The 20319-nt window shown below is 40.7% G+C and carries 18 protein-coding genes and 1 tRNA gene; 11 read left to right on the top strand and 8 right to left on the bottom strand.

Annotated elements, in window-relative coordinates:
- Positions 1-163: 163 nt before the first annotated feature.
- From G0029_RS04590 to G0029_RS04575, 4 genes are all read left to right on the top strand, one after another.
- A complete protein-coding gene (locus tag G0029_RS04590) occupies positions 164-508 on the top strand; it encodes a hypothetical protein (protein WP_180107789.1) in 345 nt (114 codons plus the stop codon).
- A gap of 1 nt (position 509) precedes the next feature.
- Entirely contained in the window at positions 510-2261 is a 1752-nt protein-coding gene (locus G0029_RS04585) for a PepSY-associated TM helix domain-containing protein (protein ID WP_180107776.1), read from the top strand.
- Positions 2258-2596, top strand: coding sequence for a DUF3325 domain-containing protein (locus G0029_RS04580; protein ID WP_180107775.1), 339 nt, complete (start codon positions 2258-2260; stop codon positions 2594-2596). The genes G0029_RS04585 and G0029_RS04580 overlap by 4 nt, the downstream gene beginning before the upstream one ends.
- Positions 2597-2698: 102 nt before the next feature.
- Positions 2699-3211, top strand: a complete 513-nt coding sequence (locus G0029_RS04575) for a tetratricopeptide repeat protein (protein ID WP_180074148.1) — start codon at positions 2699-2701, stop codon at positions 3209-3211.
- A gap of 65 nt (positions 3212-3276) precedes the next feature.
- On the opposite strand, the gene G0029_RS04570 is transcribed toward G0029_RS04575, so the two are convergent.
- The 4 genes from G0029_RS04570 to G0029_RS04555 all read right to left on the bottom strand — a co-directional run bounded on the left by G0029_RS04570 (position 3277) and on the right by G0029_RS04555 (position 6021).
- Positions 3277-3801 carry a cysteine peptidase family C39 domain-containing protein gene (locus G0029_RS04570; protein WP_180107774.1) on the bottom strand — a complete coding sequence of 175 codons (525 nt, stop codon included), beginning with the start codon at positions 3799-3801 and terminating at the stop codon, positions 3277-3279.
- Between the two features lie 160 nt (positions 3802-3961).
- A complete protein-coding gene (locus G0029_RS04565) occupies positions 3962-4591 on the bottom strand; it encodes a hypothetical protein (RefSeq protein ID WP_180093716.1) in 630 nt (209 codons plus the stop codon).
- Positions 4592-4743: 152 nt separating this feature from the next.
- A complete protein-coding gene (locus tag G0029_RS04560; protein ID WP_180109776.1) occupies positions 4744-5685 on the bottom strand; it encodes a DUF4424 family protein in 942 nt (313 codons plus the stop codon).
- A 33-nt stretch (positions 5686-5718) separates the two neighbouring features.
- Entirely contained in the window at positions 5719-6021 is a 303-nt protein-coding gene (locus G0029_RS04555; protein WP_180026682.1) for a hypothetical protein, read from the bottom strand.
- A gap of 236 nt (positions 6022-6257) precedes the next feature.
- Between G0029_RS04555 and ahcY the strand changes: the two genes are divergently transcribed.
- The 7 genes from ahcY to G0029_RS04520 all read left to right on the top strand — a co-directional run bounded on the left by ahcY (position 6258) and on the right by G0029_RS04520 (position 16827).
- On the top strand, positions 6258-7640 hold the full coding sequence (gene ahcY / locus G0029_RS04550) for an adenosylhomocysteinase (protein WP_078192086.1): 1383 nt from the start codon (positions 6258-6260) through the stop codon (positions 7638-7640).
- Between the two features lie 184 nt (positions 7641-7824).
- Complete coding sequence (metF, locus tag G0029_RS04545; protein ID WP_168378282.1) at positions 7825-8661, top strand: methylenetetrahydrofolate reductase [NAD(P)H]; 837 nt, start codon at positions 7825-7827, stop codon at positions 8659-8661.
- A gap of 32 nt (positions 8662-8693) precedes the next feature.
- Entirely contained in the window at positions 8694-9407 is a 714-nt protein-coding gene (locus tag G0029_RS04540) for a 16S rRNA (uracil(1498)-N(3))-methyltransferase (protein WP_180107771.1), read from the top strand.
- Between the two features lie 183 nt (positions 9408-9590).
- Positions 9591-12467, top strand: coding sequence for an EAL domain-containing protein (locus G0029_RS04535; protein WP_180107770.1), 2877 nt, complete (start codon positions 9591-9593; stop codon positions 12465-12467).
- 140 nt (positions 12468-12607) lie between these two features.
- Positions 12608-14887: an NADP-dependent malic enzyme gene (locus G0029_RS04530; protein ID WP_078192090.1), complete on the top strand. Its 2280-nt coding sequence runs from the start codon at positions 12608-12610 to the stop codon at positions 14885-14887.
- Between the two features lie 81 nt (positions 14888-14968).
- Complete coding sequence (locus G0029_RS04525; RefSeq protein WP_180107769.1) at positions 14969-16210, top strand: multifunctional CCA addition/repair protein; 1242 nt, start codon at positions 14969-14971, stop codon at positions 16208-16210.
- Positions 16211-16371: 161 nt separating this feature from the next.
- Positions 16372-16827, top strand: coding sequence for a hypothetical protein (locus tag G0029_RS04520; RefSeq protein ID WP_180107768.1), 456 nt, complete (start codon positions 16372-16374; stop codon positions 16825-16827).
- Between the two features lie 153 nt (positions 16828-16980).
- On the opposite strand, the gene epmA is transcribed toward G0029_RS04520, so the two are convergent.
- The 4 genes from epmA to G0029_RS04500 form a co-directional block, all read right to left on the bottom strand.
- Positions 16981-17949, bottom strand: a complete 969-nt coding sequence (epmA, locus tag G0029_RS04515; protein ID WP_373685042.1) for an EF-P lysine aminoacylase EpmA — start codon at positions 17947-17949, stop codon at positions 16981-16983.
- Between the two features lie 5 nt (positions 17950-17954).
- The gene (locus G0029_RS04510; RefSeq protein ID WP_180107766.1) at positions 17955-19022 is read right to left on the bottom strand and encodes a 4-phosphoerythronate dehydrogenase; all 1068 of its coding nucleotides are present in this window, start codon (positions 19020-19022) and stop codon (positions 17955-17957) included.
- 115 nt (positions 19023-19137) lie between these two features.
- Positions 19138-19890 carry a class II aldolase/adducin family protein gene (locus tag G0029_RS04505; protein ID WP_180109775.1) on the bottom strand — a complete coding sequence of 251 codons (753 nt, stop codon included), beginning with the start codon at positions 19888-19890 and terminating at the stop codon, positions 19138-19140.
- A 165-nt stretch (positions 19891-20055) separates the two neighbouring features.
- A tRNA-Ser gene (locus G0029_RS04500) sits at positions 20056-20145 on the bottom strand.
- Positions 20146-20319 lie beyond the last annotated feature (174 nt).

The raw sequence follows: 20319 nt of genomic DNA, 5'->3' as shown, positions 1-20319 counted from the left end.
GTCGCTATTTTTTCGCCTTTAATTCCCCTCTTTTTAAATCCATTTCTACTCAGCATGCTGAAAAATCAATAATTTTGTGAATACATTATTCTAATTATTAATAATAATTGTTATCATTTAGATTAACTTTAATACAATTTCCAAGCGCTTAAGTATTTTATGAATAGCTCACCACCTGAGGCACTCGTGCCCCCCCCTCACATCTGCGCTGCCTAAAACGCGTAAAGACACCCCCTCTCTATTGAGCTATCGCTTGATGATTTTCTATCGCTTTGCCCTCGCTTTAGTGGGCGGATATGTTGTCGCGATGCTCTCTGCCATCGTCATCGCAGATGTATTTAGCGAAGACCGTGGAAGTGCAGCCATGAGTGCAACTTTAATTGCATTTATCCTGTGGAGCTGTGCATTTATTTGGGTCTTTATGGTGAATAAAACCCTCAAAGCAACTTTAGGCATTATGATCCCTGCGGTGTGTTTGTATGCCATTTACATGATGATGGGAAGCTAAAATGCGTGTTGATGCAAAAGTAGAGGGACCGCGCCAGTCCATGTCTTGGCTGCATACATGGGCTAGCCTAATTTTAGGTTGGTTGCTGTATGCAATTTTCCTGACCGGGACCCTAAGCTTCTTTAAAAATGAAATCAATGTCTGGATGACACCTGAGCTGCATCAGTCTGTTCCAGCCAGTTCACAAGTCCAACAAACTCAAGTGGCACTAAATTATTTACAGCAAAATCATCCGAATGCAGGTGTTTGGAATATTTTGCTGCCGAATACGCGTCAAAATGCCACATTAATTACCGTTCGTGAACAAGGTGAAGACCCTCGCGCACGCCGTGGTGGTAAACAAATCTACATTGATAGTGCTACAGGTGAAGTGCTTGAGCCGCGCGATACGCGTGGTGGTAATTTTCTCTATCGTTTCCATTTCGAACTTTATGGTATGCCACGTATGTGGACGCGATGGTTTGTCGGTATAGCGACACTGTTGATGTTAGTTGCCATCATTAGTGGTGTGATTACTCATAAAAAAATCTTTAAAGATTTCTTTACCTTCCGTTCAGGCAAAGGACAACGTTCTTGGCTCGATGCACATAATGCAACCGCAGTATTTGCGCTTCCCTTCCACATCATGATCACCTTTAGTGGCCTATTGCTGCTGTTATTTACGATCATGCCTTGGGGGATTGAACGTATTTATGAAAACCGGGGACAATTTTTACAAGAACAAAATCGTGCCTTAGTTCAGGAAAATAAACCTGAAGGACGTGAATCTGCTCAAGGACGCGAAGAACGTGGCGAACGCCCACAGCAAGCCCGTGCCAATTCTGCGCAAAACCCAGGTGAAAATCGTGCTGAGGGCCGTGGTGAAGGTCGAGGAGATCGTCGCTCTAAACGTGAAGAGCAACCTGTCGTTGCTGCGCCGTTGACCAACTTAGCACCAATCGTGACCGCAGTTCAGGCTGAATGGAAAACTAATCCTATTAGTACCGTTAGCATCATTGCACCGAATACAGACCAAGCTAAAATTGAGCTACGCGCCTTACATGGTGAAAGTGTTGCATATCGAAATGTCTATGCAAGTAAACAATTTGATGGCGTAACAGGCAAAGACTTAACTGACGAAAGTGCCAAGTTAAAGCACCCTTCTGTACCGATGGGTATTTACAATGTAGTGACCACGCTACATGAAGCACGCGGTGTAGATTTAGCACTACGTTGGCTGCTGTTTATTTCAGGGATTGTAGGCACCCTGATGGTCGCTACAGGTCTCATTTTGTGGTGTGTAAAACGTGCACCGCAACAGCAAAAACAAGGCTTTAAATCATTTGGCTACCGCACGGTTGAAGTGACCAATATTGCAGCGATTATTGGTTTACCCATTGCCTGTGCAGCATTTTTCTATGCCAACCGTTTTATTCCCGCACAGCTTGAAAACCGTTCGGAATTAGAAATTCGTAGTTTCTTTATTGTTTGGCTACTGACGCTCGTTTATGCGATTTTCCGTACGCACCGTCAAGCGTGGCTAGAACTTTTAGCTTTTGCCACAGCAATTTTTGCCTTACTGCCGATTGTAAACTTCATGACTGGTGGTCAAGCGCTTTGGAATACCATGGTAAATGGCCAATGGATGATTGCATCCTTTGATCTTGCAATGTGGCTTTTGGCTATCTTGTTTGCCTATTCATTTTACAAAGTGAAAAAGCATAAAGGGCTGCCTGTTAAAAAAGCACGTGGCACAAAGGAGGCTGAAGCATGATGTTCTTTCTCCTGATTTGGGCACTGAGTGGCTTAGGCTTTTTTGCCTTGGCAAGCAGCATGTCTAAACATCAAAAGCAGTTCTACAGCAAAGAGTTAAGTGAGGGCCAAACACGCTTAGCCACGTTAGTCGGCTGGGCGCTATTGATTATTGCCTTGATAATTTGCCTCTCTCTTGGAACGCCGAGCAATAACATCAGTTATTGGTTTGGCGCGCTGACCATTGCGGCTTTATTTGTCGGGCTATGTATTAGTTATATCGCTGAATATTTTTGGAAAATTATTGGTGCATTAGTTGTCATATTTGTATTGTCAGCTGTGTTATTGAAATTTTAATTCTTTAGACAACGATCTCTAAACATTAAAAGCCAATCTTCGGATTGGCTTTTTTCATGCCAACCGATTAGGCTATGCCTATTCTGCTTTTTTGGATTACACATGTCTGAACTTTCAATCTCTCCTGCTTTATATAACCGCGCTATGGCAGGCAATAAAGATGCTCAGTTTGAACTGGCTGAAATTTATATGCAAAGTGAAAATGATGAGCATGTTGAACTTGCTGAAGAATGGGCACTCAAAGCAGCTCAGTTAGGTCATGTAGAAGCAATGTATTGGCTGGGTGAAGGCTATGCAGTCTATGCCAAAGACATGCTCGAAGAAGATCCTGAAGAATCTAAAACCTATTTTGAGCATGCGCACCGCTGGTTAGAACAAGCGTCAAAACATGACCATCCTGCTGCAATTTTAGAATTGGCCAATTTTTACCGTCGCGGCGATGTGGTGGAAAAAGATGTCGCTAAATCCATTGAACTAGTTGAACAATCTGCAAAATTAGGTGAAGTTCAGGCCATGCGTGACTTAGCGTTTATTTATGCCAATGGCTTAGGCATCGACGCTGATGAAAAAAAAGCAGATTTTTGGAATGAAAAAGCCGATGTGGCTGAGCAGTAATCCAATTTTTTTCTAAAAAAATAAAGCCCATCTCATGATGGGCTTTTTGCTTTTAACAAAATGGCTCAGCTCGCCACATAGTCATTTACATCTACAGTAATCACTTGTCGGCAAATGCCCTCTGCCCCACGCTGCTGTTCAAATACCTCTGCTGGCATGACATCAAAACTGTCAAAGAAACTAATTTCAGTTTCGTCAATGTCATATACCAAAGAATGGTTCCCCACGCCCTCTAGAGTATCGTAATACACAATCACAAACTGATTTTGTTCAAAAGCCTGCTGAATTTGTGCATAGCCAATTGCAGGCAATATAGACAGTTCCAATTGGTCTGCTTCTGCATAACTGCGTTTTTCACTGTCCTGCAGCTCAGGATCATGCTCTGTGTAAAACTTGACTTGAAAGCCAAACTTTCTCAGTCCTACAGCTAAACCAATGGTGGTTGTGCCATGCTCTGCCTCATAGCCGCAGACTTCGACCAACTGTTGAACATCCGCATCAATGCCTAAATGCTGCAACAGCATCCATACTGCAAAAATGCCGCCATTGGCTTCAAGATTGGCTAATTCTTCAGGCATTTCCAAAGACATAATAAGAACTCACAACTTAAATCTGCAGTGATAATAAACAAATCAGCGCGATTTGTACGGCAATTTTTATAAACATAGTTATGCCGCATCAAAAAAAATTTATCCCTAGTGCAGAAGTTTTTTAGGACGAAGATGTTTACTCCATATCAGGTTTAGCTTTTTACACCTTTGCCTTAGGCTTAGTCTTACTTTTTTTAGCGGTCTTAGATTCTTTCGAATCAGAAAAGGCATCCCACAGCAAAATGACAACGATAAGAACTAAAACCAAGGACAGCATTTGAAGGCCGTAAATCAGCCATGCAAACCCTGAATTACGAAGTTCAAAATAGTCTTGGTTAAGAAAAAATCGTGATTGATTCGGATTTTGAGTATTTACATACACTGAATACTGCTGCTGATGTATTGCATGCTCAGTTTTGAGTGCTGCTCTGACTTTTAAATCCTGCGACGTTTCAAGAAACCAAAGCATATATTGCGGGTCAAGTTTATCTGCAACACCTGTACTTATTTGCTCATTCAGCATGTATTGGTATTGCGCTCGCGTATACGCATATTGCAGTGAACGCCTGTGCCTATAATCATCAATTTCAACTTGATTAATCTGAACCTGATCTGCCAAAATCCAGTTGGGATGAGTCAGTTGAAATTCTTTAATTTGTAAAAAACTTGAACTAAAAAATATGGCTAAAACAGTGCTATACAAAACAATAAAACTGAGGCCATGACACAACCAGCTCCATGATTTTTTGCTGATAAATCTAAATACTGCATACAGCAAGCCGTACAACATTATTGAAAACAGCAACAAATGCCATTTGTCATTTTCATAGAAAAAAGTATAACAACCATATAAACAGGCACACATTCCCAAGAAATATGCAGCATATGATTTAAATTTTTCTAGGCTCATTACTTTGGTTATATCTCTTGCTGGATTGTGTCTTATGACGGACGTTTACTCACAAAAATAATGTCCAAATCTTGTTTCGGTACAAAATTCTTTTCAACCATTTGAAACTGCGTAGCGCTGATTTTCTTCACTTTACCTGCCCAGCAAAAAGAAACCAGCTCTCCTGCATCACGCTCGATAGTCAGTTTAAAATCTTGAATAGGCTTTGCCCAATTGGCGCCAGTTTTTAAGATATAGCCCAGTGCTTGAAATGGTGCATGCTGTGATTTGGCCTTTCTGAGTCCTGCCTTAAACTTTTGATCCATACAATAACTTTGATTATATTCATCCGGATATAAAGCCACAGACCCGCCCACCAGCGGTGCATATTGATGCTGTACACGTGTGAGCGCATTGGCTTTAAAAGTTTGCTTCCAGCTGTAAATTACCTGAGATGACCATGAAATGACTTCACTCGGATCTTTGGGCAAAACTTTTTGCAGCGCTGCATTTTTACAGTTTCTAAGCTTTCTCTCAAAAGTTTCATATTCAACATCTTGCCTGCTCCACGGATTCAGCATGTCTTTTTCCGTAAACCCGCATTGCTTAAAACTCTCCGTCATATCAATCGGGGCTGTTTTTTCATCTTTTTGAATAAAAGTGCGCACATGCATTTCAGGCTGAATCATTTTTCCATTCACCTGAACTTTAAAACTTTTTAGCAATTTTTCAGTATTGGCAAAATCAGATTCAAAGAAGTTTTCAACTTTTGGCAGTGGAAAGAGTATGGTTTCAGTCACGTCTTTATTGCTCAGATTTTTAAACTGATAATCGACCTTGATCATTTTTTTACTAATAAACAGGTCTTCACTGAACATTTGAATGTCTTTATTTTTAAGGTACTGCACCCCTCCCGTTGCCACATAGCCTGTTGAATCGTTGGCATATGTTAGTGCTGAAAAACACAAGCATATGAATGCAGTTAATTTTTTCATTATTAGCTTCCAATTTTTATATTTATAATTGCACTAGAATATCATCGACCATTTTTCAGGAATATACTCAGAAATTAGCCCTATCCCGATAATTATAAGGGCAATGATGCCAATCAAAATAATAAAACTCACTACTTTTATGACTACTCTAAAGGTTAAATTTAAGCCTTTCGTATAATTTTCAATAAAGCCTGAAAATTTAAATAAGGATAAAACCCCAATCAAAATTAAAGGCAGAAAAAAAATATCTTGTGGTGAAAAGTCGCCTCGCCTTGCTGAGACAGCTTGTGAAGATACGAGTAAAACTAGGAAAATATTAAATTTTAATATATTCATGATATGTACGTTATTATCTTTTTATTATCAGATTATTCATCTACATATTAACCAATTTTTGATTGGAACTCACTCTATTTCCAAGTACAATACTGCCCTAGTCGAGGGATGCTGCGACTTTCTTATAGGCACTAAATATAAGATCGCTAGGCTCGACGATTCGGTTGGATACTCGTTCCAATCAACAACGGCATCCGCGAACTGAATGATCAATTGTTTTTATTAAGGAGATCGTGATGAACGCGGTTAATGCTTCATTTACAGATTATAAAGTTGCCGATATTTCACTAGCTGACTACGGCCGTAAAGAAATCAAACTTGCAGAAGCAGAAATGCCAGCCCTAATGGGTCTTCGCAAACGCTATGCAGCGGCTAAACCGCTTGCTGGCGCGAAAATCCTAGGCTGTATCCACATGACTATTCAAACTGCAGTTTTAATTGAAACTCTAGTTGAATTGGGCGCAGAAGTACGCTGGACTTCATGCAACATCTTCTCTACTCAAGACCACGCTGCTGCTGCAATCGCTGCTGCAGGTATTCCTGTATTTGCTTGGAAAGGCGAAACTGAAGAAGAATACATGTGGTGTCTTGAACAGCAAATTAATGTGAATGGTACGCCTTGGGATGCCAACATGATTCTGGATGATGGCGGTGACTTAACTGCACTTGTTCACGAAAAATACCCAGAAGTGATTGCAAAAATCCACGGTATTACTGAAGAAACCACTACAGGTGTTCAACGTCTTTACGAAATGCACCGCGACGGTACTTTAAAAGTTCCAGCGATTAACGTAAATGACTCTGTAACCAAGTCTAAAAATGACAATAAATACGGCTGCCGCCACTCATTAAACGATGCAATCAAACGTGGTACAGATATGCTTTTATCTGGCCGCCGTGCACTTGTAATCGGTTATGGTGACGTAGGTAAAGGTTCTGCTCAATCACTTCGTCAAGAAGGCATGATTGTACGTGTCACTGAAGTTGATCCTATCTGTGCAATGCAAGCATGCATGGACGGTTTCGAAGTTGTTGCTCCGTATAAAAATGGCATTCAAACGGGTAAGAAAGAAGACATCAACCTTGACCTTCTTCAAAATACTGACTTGATCGTAACAACAACTGGTAACTACCACGTATGTGACGCTGCAATGCTTGATTCATTAAAAGCTGGCGCTGTAGTTTGTAACATCGGTCATTTCGATACTGAAATCGACACAAATTACTTACGTGGTTATAAGTGGGTTGAAGTTAAGCCACAAGTTCACCAAGTGTATCGTTCAGAAAATGAAAATGATTACCTTATTCTTCTTTCAGAAGGCCGCTTAGTGAACCTTGGTAATGCAACAGGTCACCCTTCACGTATTATGGATGGTTCTTTTGCTAACCAAGTGTTGGGGCAAATGCACTTGTTCGCTGAAAAATTTGCTGATCTTCCTGAAGATCAAAAACAAGCTGCAATCCGCGTAGAACTTATTCCTAAGAAATTAGACGAAGAAGTTGCTGCTGCAATGGTTGCTGGTTTCGGCGGCGTATTAACGACTTTGACTCAAGAACAAGCGGATTACCTCGGTGTTCAAGTTGAAGGCCCGTTCAAAGCTGAGGCTTATAAATACTAAGTTTTATAAATACCTCTCCCTAACCCTCTCCTAAAAGGAGAGGGAACTCTTCATTGTGAAAGCAAATTTGATGTTAACTCCAAATCACTATTACTTTCATAATGGAAGTCCCTTCTCCCTCTGGGAGAAGGTTAGGATGAGGGGATTTTTTTAAATAAAAGTATTTATAAAAAAGGATTTGAACATGTCAAAACAGATTCCTATTTCCTTTGAGTTTTTCCCGACTAAAACTGATGCGGGCGCGGAAAAACTTAAAGTTGTCCACCAAGAACTTCAATTATTAAATCCTGAATTTTTCTCTGTAACATACGGTGCAGGCGGTTCTACCCGTGAACGCACTTTGTCTACATTGAATGATTTCAACGGTAAAGGCACACCGGTTGCCCCTCACCTGTCTTGTATTGGTGACAGCAAAGAACGTATTGCTGAATTGCTGGATTTGTATAAATCGCAAGGCATTGACCGTATTGTTGCGCTGCGCGGCGACTTGCCGTCTGGTCAAGTGGGCTTGGGCGAATTGCCTTATGCAACAGATCTTGTGCGTTTCATCCGTGAGCACACTGGCGATCACTTCAAAATTGAAGTTGCAGCTTACCCAGAAATGCATCCTCAAGCAGACAGCTTTGACCTCGACATCAAACGTTTCTGTGATAAAGCCAATGCGGGCGCTAACGCAGCACTCACACAGTTCTTCTTCAATCCAGATGCCTACTTCTACTTTGTAGAACGCATTCAAAAAGAAGGCGTGAACATTCCTGTAGCGCCAGGCATTATGCCGATTACCAATGCAAGTAATTTAATTCGCTTTGCTGATGGTACAGGTGCAGAAATTCCACGTTGGATTCGCAAACAGCTTGCGACTTATGGCGACGATACAGCGTCTATCAAAGCCTTTGGTCATGAAGTGATTGTAAAACTTTGCGAACGCCTGATTGCTGGTGGTGCGCCAAGCTTGCACTTCTATACCATGAACACCACTGACCCTACACGCCAACTTGTGAAAGACCTCGGTCTAGCATAAGACATTTCGACCTATTTGAGAGTAAAACTTTAATGCCACGTTTTTATATTGAAGCTGATTTAACTGTTGATACGACTGTTGAATTAACGGAAACAGTGTTTCATCACTGGGTAAAAGTTTTACGTGCTCAAGTAGGCGAAACAGCCACTTTGTTCAATGGGCAAGGTGGCGAATACCATGTTGAATTGGTTGAAATCGCTAAAAAGTCGGCTACCGTCCAAGTTTTGCAATTCAATCCAAGCAATCGCACACCACATTTTACGGCACTATTAGGTCAAGTGATGAGCAAAGGCGACCGCATGGATTATGCGATTCAAAAAGCGGTGGAACTCGGTGTTTCTGAAATTCAACTACTCACTTCAGAACGTTGTGAGATGCGTTTGAAGTACGATCGTGATCAAAAGAAACTTGACCATTGGCAAGGCATTGCTATTGCTGCTTGCGAACAGTGTGGACTCAACATTGTTCCTAAAGTACTTCCGCCTCTTTCCCTTGAAAAATGGTTGGAAAGTGACCTACCGACAACAAAATTGGTACTCGCACCCAATAAAGATGAAATTGATGTATTAGCTGATGCTGACCCACAATTTGCCTTACTGATTGGCCCTGAAGGTGGCTTGAGCGAAGCCGAGATCAGCGCAGCAAATGAGAAAGGTTTCGTGAACTGGTGTATCGGTGAACGTGTCCTTCGCACAGAAACTGCACCTGTAGTTGCACTTTCAATTTTAAATTATAAATTTATTTAATTTTTACTCGATAGTTCATCTGAAATCATCAATGATGGCATCCTTGATATTGCTTTTTATTCGTAACGCAATTACCCTAGAGTCAATAAAAATAAATGATTTGTTACCAAGAATAAACAAATACTCTCAGAAACAATACAAATACAACGATCTAGATTTAGTTAAGGCAGGGTTTTTATATTCATGACGTATAAACAAGATGAATATATCAAGCAGTACAATCATACTGCTCAAATTGCGAACACGATTCGCCATAGCCGCTATTTTTTAGTCAGTATCCTGATTATTTGCTTATATATTTTTTCGATATATCAAATTTTTTATAAATCGCCATCTTTGTATTTCAATATTTGGTTTATTTTTACAGAAGTTTTTGTCAGTTTATGCTGGCTGATGAGCACCGTTTATTTTAAACCCGAACAATATTCACTGATGATTGCGCATCGTTGGCTACAATTTCAGTGTTTTTCTATCGGCACACTGATTGCGAGCGGTATTTTTTTAATTTTTTATTATTTACCTGCGACCAATCAAAGCTTTGAACCAATTCAAGCCCTGACACTCTCTGCCCTACTCTTGATCGTGACGCAAACCTTTGGTTTGACCTATTTGACGCAAAAACTTAATTATTTCTGTTTAGCCTTTATCCCGTCTATCGTGCCCTATCTGATTGCACAGTTCTTTTTCTTAGATGGTTCAAATCACTTATTTAGCCTGAGTATTAATTTTGGGCTCATTGTGATTCTAATGTGCGCCATGACGTCATATCGAATTCATCGTCGTGTATCGACTTTACATGCTAAAAATAACCTACTGGTCGATAGTGCCAAGCAACAAGTCAAATGGACTGATGAACTGTGTCAGCAGCTCCAAGATGAAGTCAACAAATCACGAGACATCGAATTACAGCTACAACTGGGTAACCAAATCCTTGAACAGAAAGTTAAAGAGCGGACCTTCGACATTGAGCAAATGAACAAGGATTTAGAAAACCAACAAGCCAATTTAGTCCTTGCGCATGAAATCGCCGGTTTACGTCCTTGGGATTGGAATATCAAAGACCGTAAAATCGTTGTCACCAACTATAAGCAAGAAAAAACCCTTAGACATTCGAAAGAGCATCAGCAACAGTTACAACATGTGATCCATCCTGATGATATCCCTCATTTTAAATCAGCGATGATTCAACATCTACGTGGATTTAAAGACCGTTATGAGGCCACCTATCGGATTCAAAACAGTCAAGGAAAATGGAGTTGGGTACATGATATTGGACGGGTCATTCAACGCGATCCAGATAATCGTAAGCCATTGCGCATGGTCGGTATTCGTCGTGACATTCATCAGGAACGGACGTCTCAGGAACGTTTAAAACTTGCAGCCAGTGTACTCGAACAAGCTGCTGAAGGGATTTTCATTTTAAATGAAGAGCTGTGCTATATCGAAGTCAATCCATTTTACGAACAATTAACCGGCTTTAACTACGACCAAATTATTGGTAAACATCTTTTTGATATCACTGCAAATTACAAATCAATTCAACGTAGTATGCACTATTCGATCATTAAGCAAGTGCTGAAAATTGGTGAGTATGATGGTGAATTGCACGAAAAATTTCTTTCAGGTAAAGAACTGACACTATGGATGCATATTAATGCGATTACGGATGATCAAAATCGCGTCACCCATTACATTGGAATTGTCTCAGATTTAACAGAACGTAAATTGCAAGAACAACGCTTATCATATTTAGAAAACTATGACACCTTAACGGATTTACCGAACCGTTTTTATTACAACTATCAACTGCATCAATATTTAGTTTCACAGCAAGATTCGATTAAACAGTTGGCTGTCATTCGTTTAAACATCGACCGTTTCCGTCCATTAAATGAATATCTCAGCAACAATGGTGGTGACGAGCTGTTACGCCAAGTCGCACAGCGTTTACGTCTAACCAATGCCGAAGCTCTGTTTGTCGCACACTTAAATGGCGATGATTTTGCGATTGTGTATGAAATTTCACACATCCGCCCTTCTGTGCAAGAGCATTGTGAACGCATCAATAAAGCCTTTAGCATTCCATTTAATATTTTTGGCCAAGATCATGTCATCACCTTATCTATGGGTGTAGCGTTCTACCCTGAGCATGGCCGTCAGCTAGATTATCTAAATAACTGTGCTGAACAAGCGCTGAGCGAAGCCAAAAATTTGGGAGGCAATACTACACGTTATTATTCCAATGAAAATACCGCATTATTAGAGCAAGGGATCTTCTTGGAACGCGACTTGCGTAAAGCCATTCAAAATAATGAGCTGGTGGTGTATTACCAACCGAAGATCAATTTCCGTGATAAAAATATTTACGGTTTTGAAGCCTTGGTGCGCTGGAATCATCCTGAAAAAGGCTTAATACCACCGGGCTTATTTATTCCTTTAGCAGAACAAACAAGTTTAATTTCGGATATCGGGCGTTTTGTCCTGCAAAAAACCGCGCAGCAAATTCGCTTTTGGAATAATTTGGGTTATCAAAATATTTGTGTATCCGTCAATATTGTTGCACAGCAACTGCGCCGTGGACAATTATTAAATGATCTCGATGAAGCGATAGATGCCAATCAGATTGATGGTGCCAGTCTGGAACTGGAAATTACAGAATCTTCTTTGGTCGAAAATCTAGATTCAGTACGTGAACTGTTAAATGAAATAAAAAAACGTAAGATCAATATTTCACTTGATGACTTTGGTACGGGCTATTCTTCTCTATCCTATCTAGCTGATTTTCCAATTGATATCTTAAAAATAGACCGCAGTTTTATCTCTAAAATTGGTGAAAATAAACAATTGGCCATCGTTAGTGCCATGATTGCCATGGGTAAAGCGATGGGCATGACGGTAGTCGCTGAAGGGATTGAAACTGAACAGCAGTTACAGTATCTACAAGACTTAGAATGTGACATTGCTCAAGGCTATTTTTTCTCTAAGCCATTGCCACAAGAAGAGGCAACCGTGTTCCTTGAAAATAATATCTCTTCGCCTGCTTATACTTACTTAATATAAGTCACTATGCCTGAGCTATAAGATTGTCTGAAAAAGACGCGACTTCGACTGTCCCAACTGTGCAACTAATGTTATATTCAAGCGGATAAAGCAAGCATTGCAGCTTTATATTGGATAAACAAAACACAATCGAGATACAGATGGACGATCAATCTTTAAAACAGCAGGCTTTGTATTATCACGAATTTCCAACTCCGGGGAAAATCAGCGTTACACCAAGCAAACAATTGGTCAACCAACACGATTTAGCCCTCGCATACTCGCCAGGTGTCGCTGCACCTTGTTTAGAAATTGAACGCGACCCATCTACTGCTGCACTTTACACAGCGCGCGGTAATCTTGTTGCTGTAGTCAGTAACGGTACAGCCGTACTGGGCTTAGGTAACATTGGTCCTTTAGCGTCAAAACCTGTTATGGAAGGTAAAGGCGTTCTATTCAAAAAATTCGCTGGTGTTGATGTTTTTGACATTGAAATTGCTGAAAACGATCCAGACAAAATCGTAGATATCGTTGCAGCATTAGAACCAACTTTCGGTGGTATCAACCTTGAAGACATCAAGGCCCCAGAGTGTTTCTACATCGAGCAAAAACTTCGTGAACGCATGAATATTCCTGTGTTCCATGATGACCAACACGGTACATCGATCATTGTGGGTTCTGCATTACTGAATGCACTTCAACTCAATGGCAAAAAAATTGAAGAAATCAAAATTGTCGCTTCTGGCGCAGGTGCTGCTGCCCTTTCATGTTTGAACTTACTTTGCGCACTTGGCGTGAAAAAAGAAAACATCGTTGTGGCAGATTCACGCGGTTTATTGACGACTAAACGTGAAGGCTTGGATGAGTCGAAAAAGGCATACGTTCAAGACATCGAAGGCTCTCAGCTTGCTGATGTAATGGAAGGTGCGGACATGTTCCTCGGTCTTTCAGCAGCAGGTATTTTGACCAAAGAAATGGTTAAAGTCATGGCGAAAGATCCGATTATCTTTGCCCTTGCTAACCCAGACCCTGAAATTCTTCCTGAACATGCACATGAAGCACGTCCAGACGTGATTATGGCAACTGGTCGTTCAGACTATCCAAACCAAGTGAACAATGCGCTTTGCTTCCCTTATATCTTCCGTGGCGCACTCGATGTTGGTGCAACCACAATTAATGAAGAGATGAAGATTGCTTGTGTACATGCGATTGCTCGCATGGCACATGTCGAAGCTGATGCTGCATCATATGGTGAAAAATCTGCTTCATTTGGTCGTGATTACCTCATTCCGCGCCCATTAGATCAACGTTTGATTCTTGAAATTGCACCTGCTATTGCGCAAGCAGCGATGGATTCAGGTGTTGCAACTCGTCCAATTCAAGACTTCTCTGCGTATCGTCAACGTTTGTCTGAGTTTGTTTATAACTCTGCATTCATGATGAAACCAATTTTTGCGCAAGCGAAAACTGATCCAAAACGTATTGCATATGCTGAAGGTGAAGATTTACGTGTACTTCGCGCAGTACAAATTGCTGTTGATGAAGGTTTAGCAAAACCAATTCTTGTAGGCCGTCCTGCAGTCATTGAAGCAAACATCAAAAAATTAGGTCTACGTCTTGAAGACGGCGTGAACATCACTATCGTCGATCAAGAGAAAAACCCTGATTACGATAAGTTTGCTGACGATTACTACAGCATCATGCAGCGTAAAGGTGTAACGCCTGAATATGCTCAGCGTGAAGCACGTCGTCGTTCTACACTTATTGCGGCAATGCTGGTTCGCCATGGTGTGGCTGACGGCATGCTGTGTGGTACATATTCAAGCTACGACATTCACTTAGACTTCGTCAGCAATGTGATTGGTCTAAAAGAAGGCCGTAATAACTTCTTCACGCTGAATGCATTGATGCTTGAAGATCGTAACTTGTTTATTGCCGATACTTACATTAACCGTAATCCAACAGCTGAACAGCTTGCTGAAATGACTATTTTAGCGGCTGAAGAAGTACGCCGTTTTGGTATTACGCCGCGTGTAGCATTGCTTTCTCACTCAAGTTTCGGTTCTGACCAAAATGATCCTAGTGCACAAAAAATGCGTAAGGTTTATGATATTTTGTCAGAAATTGCACCTGAACTTGAGGTTGAAGGTGAAATGCATGGTGATGCCGCACTGGATGAAAATATTCGTCATTTCGCATACCCGAACTCACGTTTTAAAGGTTCTGCGAACTTGCTGATTATGCCTAATCTGGATGCAGCGAACATTTCGTTCAACTTGTTGAAATCAACTTCAGGTAGTAACGTGACGATTGGCCCAATTCTTTTGGGTGCTGCAAAACCTGTTCATATTTTAACGCCAACAGCGACAACTCGCCGTTTAGTGAATATGACTGCATTAACAGTTGCAGAGATTCAAGAAAACGAAAAATTAGCACTCTAATTTAGTTGACCTGAACACACTTTGTGACTTGAGAAAACCTCTGTTCTGTAGCATGATTGCTCTAAGAATAGAGGTTTTTTCATGCAAGTTTATTTAGTAGGCGGTGCAGTTCGAGATCACTTGCTCGGGCACCCCTATCACGAAAAAGATTATGTCGTTGTCGGTGCAACGCCGGAACAATTACTTGCTCAAGGTTATCAACCTGTGGGTAAAGATTTCCCTGTTTTTCTTCATCCAGAGACCAAAGACGAATATGCCTTAGCCCGTACAGAACGTAAGTCTGGACATGGGTATCATGGATTTGAATTTTATACCGACGTCAATGTCACACTCGAACAAGATCTCATTCGACGTGACCTCACGATCAATGCGATTGCCATGGATGACGCAGGTCAGATTTATGATCCCTACCATGGTCAACAAGATTTAGAGCGACGCGTCCTTCGCCACGTGTCTGATGCCTTCGTCGAAGATCCTTTGCGAGTTCTGCGGATTGCACGTTTTGCGGCACGTTATAAAGCTTTAGGTTTTAAAGTGGCTGATGAAACATTGGAACTGATGCAAGAGCTTGCCAAATCTGGCGAGCTTAAAGCCCTTACACCTGAACGTGTATGGAAGGAAACGTCTCGTGCATTAATGGAAGACCACGCAGATGAATATTTTGAGGTATTAAGAGCCTGTGGCGCTTTAAAAGTCTTGTTCCCTGAAATTGATGCGTTATACGGTATTCCACAGCGTCCTGAATATCATCCTGAAATAGACTGTGGCATTCATACCATGATGTCGCTACAACAAGCGTGTCGTGCAAATTATTCTTTGGATATTCGTTTTGCTGTACTGGTACACGACTTAGGCAAAGCACTTACTCCAGTAGATGAGTTACCGCGCCATATCATGCATGAAGAGCGTGGTGTAAAACCAGTTACTGATGTCTGTGACCGTATGCGTGTTCCCACCAATACCAAACAATTGGCTATCTCAGTGTGTAAAGAACATTTAAAATGCCATCAAGCCTTGAGTTTAAAACCGGGTACCTTGTGGCGCCTGTTACAACGTCTGGATGTGCTACGCCGTCCTGAACGCGTAGAGGCCTTTGTACAAGCCTGTGAATGTGATTCACGTGGTCGCTTAGGTTTAGAGGATCGTGCCTATCCGCAAGCTCAATACGTTTTAGATGCCATGCAGGTGGTTCGTAATATTAAGGCTTCTGACTTACCTTCAGATGTGAAAGGCCCTGATATTGGTGAAATGTTGATTCAGAAACGAATTGAAGCTATCGGACAATTCAAGCATGAACTCGGCCATAACACGCCTACAGCTTAAAATAAATCCTCTCAGAAATGAGAGGATTGACTTTCATCATTGCTGTTAAGCCTGCCGAAGTATTTTGACATAAATGAAAAATTGAAATAATTTAGTGTCATCTCTGAAAATTAAATACTGATACTCAACCCAATTTAAGACTGGTAAAAAGAATAAAAATAATGAAGAAACAACTTTCCAATATATTGATTGCTATTGTCTTTTGCGGACTCCTAGTAGGAATGGGCTTTACCCAAACCCTTTTAAAAAGTTTGCCACAGCTCATCATGATATTTTTTGGAATGTTAACCTTAGGCTCCTTAATAATTAAGCGTTCATTTATAAGCTCTATTCCTTTTTATATAGTTTTGGGAGTTATGTTTTATATTAATATTTTTCTATTGGCGAGCGCTGCTGTGGATTTTATTCATCCACATCAAGACTGGACTACACAGAATGACGGGAGTATTGATAGAAGCCCAAATTTAAACTGGCTGTGGGCGATAATTGTCTCCTTTTTTCTTTCCCCACTCAGCATTGTTTTCTATCATAAAAAAATTCAAAGAAATAAAGGTCTTGAAATAGCCTTTATTACTCTTTTTATTATTGTGACATTGATAATTTATATAAAATTTTAGCTACTCTGCTGTAATTAAATTGCATCTTTTATAAATATTTAGACATATTATCGCTAAATCACAATCTATACGTTGATAGGCCTTTTTAAATTTGAAAGCTATGCTGCTGTCTAAAATGTATAAGCATTTATAGACAGCAGCTATTCAGTTCACTTATGACACAGCTGCTGGAAAACTAATGACTTTTTCAAGCTTTAGCTGATTCATAGCCACCATTAGCAATCGATCAATACCTAAGGCTATACCTGCACACTCGCTCATATGCGGTAATGCAGCAAGCAAATATTCATCAATCGGCATCACATGCAACCCAAGTTTAGCGCGCTCTGCATTATCTGCCTCAAAACGACTGCGTAAAACATCCGCATCAATCAGTTCATCATAAGCATTCGCTAACTCTAAACCTTCGATATAGAGCTCAAATCGTGCTGCAACCAATTCACCATCTTCGTCCACACGGGTTTTCGCCAAAGAAGCCATTTCCGGTGGAAAATCAGTAAGGAACACTGGCGTATCAAAACCGAGGCTCGGCTCAACATAATGCGAAAACAATAAATCGATATAGCCTAAACGGTCTTCACCCAAATCTAAGCTTAGCCCCACACGACGACAGCAATCTTTTAGATCTTGTAAAGAAGCTTGTAACGGGTTCAAATCCAAACGATCCATAAAGGCATGCTTATAGCTCAAAATAGTCGGACGAAGTTCACCAAAGCGCTGTTTCAAAGTTTCATTCAATAGGTCAGTCACTTCAAACATCAAGTCTTTTAAGCTAAAACTCGGACGGTACCATTCCAACATGGTGAATTCACTGTTGTGTTTACGTCCATGTTCATCATCACGAAAAACTTTACAGATTTGGTAAATTGGCCCACTACCACTTGCCAACAGACGCTTCATGGCAAATTCAGGTGAAGTTTGCAAATAATGCGTTTGCTTTTGTCCATTCACATGGCGCTGAGCCTGTACCGATGCTAAATGTACATCAGTGACACCGGCTTGAGAAAGTACAGGTGTTTCCACTTCAAGAACATCACGTGCTGCAAAAAACTGGCGAATTTGAGCATACATCGTGGCACGTGCACGAAGTGCAGTGAGTTCACAACTCGGTTGAAAGTTCATTTGACTCATGCTGCAGGGCCTCCATGCGCAGCCCATTCACGGCGTAAAGGATAGGTTTTACGTAAATAATCAAAGGCTTTTTGATCCACCTTGCCGTCTTTTAGGCAAGCACGTAAGTTTGCATCATCACGAGCGATATCATAAATATCTTTTAAATAACGCTGTAATACCGTCTTAAAGTCAGCACCAGTAAAATACTGCTCACAGACGGGTAACTGACTTTCAAAAGCTTTATTTATCGGTTGATTGAAAGTTTGACAGAATGCTTCATAGATCATCTGTGTGCCACGTGCTTTACCTTCCAAGCTGTAGCCTGCAATATGGGGTGTCACCACGTAAATTAAATCCAACAACGCTGCTGAAATCTCTGGCTCATGTTCAAAAACATCTAAGACCACTTTACGCTGAGTCTGTTGAATATCGGCAATTAAGGCAGCTTCTTCGACCACTGGCCCACGCGCGGAATTAATCAAAATCGCTGAAGGCTTCATAGCAGCAAGCGCAGTAGCATTGATTAAATGATACGTTGGATATTCACCCTCTTTGGTCAGTGGCACATGGGTACTAATCGCATCTGCTTTTTTTAACAGTTCTGCAAATTCAACTTGTTTCACCTGATCAGATTGCACAAATGGATCATAGCCAATGACATTCCAACCGAATAATTCTGCCATGACAGCCAAACGTGAACCGACATTACCTAAACCAACGATACCCAAGGTAAATTGTTCATTTGCATTAAATAATTCAGGTTTAACGAAGAGCAATGCAGTAATCACATATTCAGCAACCGCTTGTGCATTACAACCTGTGGCATTTGACCAAGCAATGCCCTGCTTTTCTAGAGCATTAATATCTAAATGATCTGTTCCAATCGTAGCACTACCGACAAATTTGAGTGCGGTCTGTTGAATTAATTCTGCATTTACCTGAGTCACTGATCGTACCAATAATGCATCGGCTTCTTTGACATCCTCATGGGTCAATGTTCGACCTGCCGCTTGCTTTATTTCACCAAATTCGGTAAAAAAATACTCAGTAAATGCCAGATTTTCATCTGCAACGATTTTCATAGTTCATCTCATAATTCCACTACGAACATGATAACGCGTTGCTCATGCCATGACTATTCTTCTGCACATAAAGCATAGCGCCATTTTTTTATAAGCTAAATGATAGAAAATTATATTAACGACAATAATCTGACTGCTGATCGTCAATTAAGGACAAGGCCGCCTGCCAAGCCGCTTGAATAATGGGCTCGGCCATCGGATTTTCAAACTGCTGCAACGTATATTCACAAACCTTCGGACTTGGATAATGCAATGTAGCACTCGACAATGCTTTTACTTGAATTTGACAAGCTCGTTCTAAAAAGTAAATTTCATGAAATGCCCGTGCCACACTATCACCAGTCGCAAGCAAACCGTGATTACGTAAAATCATACAGCGATAATGCCTCATATCCTGTACCAATCTTTCACGCTCTTCAGTTGAAAAGGCTATGCCCTCATATTCATGATAAGCAATGTTCTGATAGAACTTTAACGCATGTTGTGAGATTGGCAATAATCCATGTTCCTGTGCAGAAACTGCCACGCCATCCGCAGTATGCGTATGAATAACGCAATTAATATTTGCACGCGCATGATGTAAGGCCGAATGAATCACAAAGCCCGCAACATTCACCATCTTCCCTGCATCATAAGTTTCAATAATTTTTCCTTCATGATCAATTTTGACCAAATCAGAAGCTGTCATTTTGTCAAAGGTCACACCATAACGATTAATCAAAAAATGCTCCGGTTCATGACTTAAACGCAGGCTGATATGAGTATCAATTAAGTCGGTCATTTTATAATAAGCCACTAAGCGATACAGTGCCGCCAATTGACAACGCGCTTGCCATTCCAGTTCATGAATAAGCTCTGGTTTTTGCATGGATGAATTCCTTTTCTAAATCGATTAATTATGTTTTCTGTTTATTGTGAATAATTAATAGCATGTCATATTCATGCTGTATATCAACTTCGCCTGTAGAAAAAAACTATTCAAAAATTTAGGCAATAAAAAAACCCCAATGTAAAACATTGGGGTTTTTGAATATGGCGGAAGCGGTGAGATTCGAACTCACGGAGGACTCGCGCCCTCGTCGGTTTTCAAGACCGGTGCATTAAACCGCTCTGCCACGCTTCCATGGCCGCTATCATATAAATAAAAATTCAGCTTGGCAAATTATTTTGCCTTATTTTGAACACTTGGCGAATCGTTCATACAAAATTTAGGCGATTGTAAAATTTTGGCTTCGAGCTGAAAAATAGAAGCTCAATCAAAATTTATTGAATTAAGGTCAAGGCTAATTGCATTACC

Source organism: Acinetobacter sp. YH12138 (assembly GCF_015218525.1).
Classification (GTDB): domain Bacteria; phylum Pseudomonadota; class Gammaproteobacteria; order Pseudomonadales; family Moraxellaceae; genus Acinetobacter; species Acinetobacter amyesii.
This window is presented reverse-complemented; position numbering and strand designations above follow the sequence as displayed.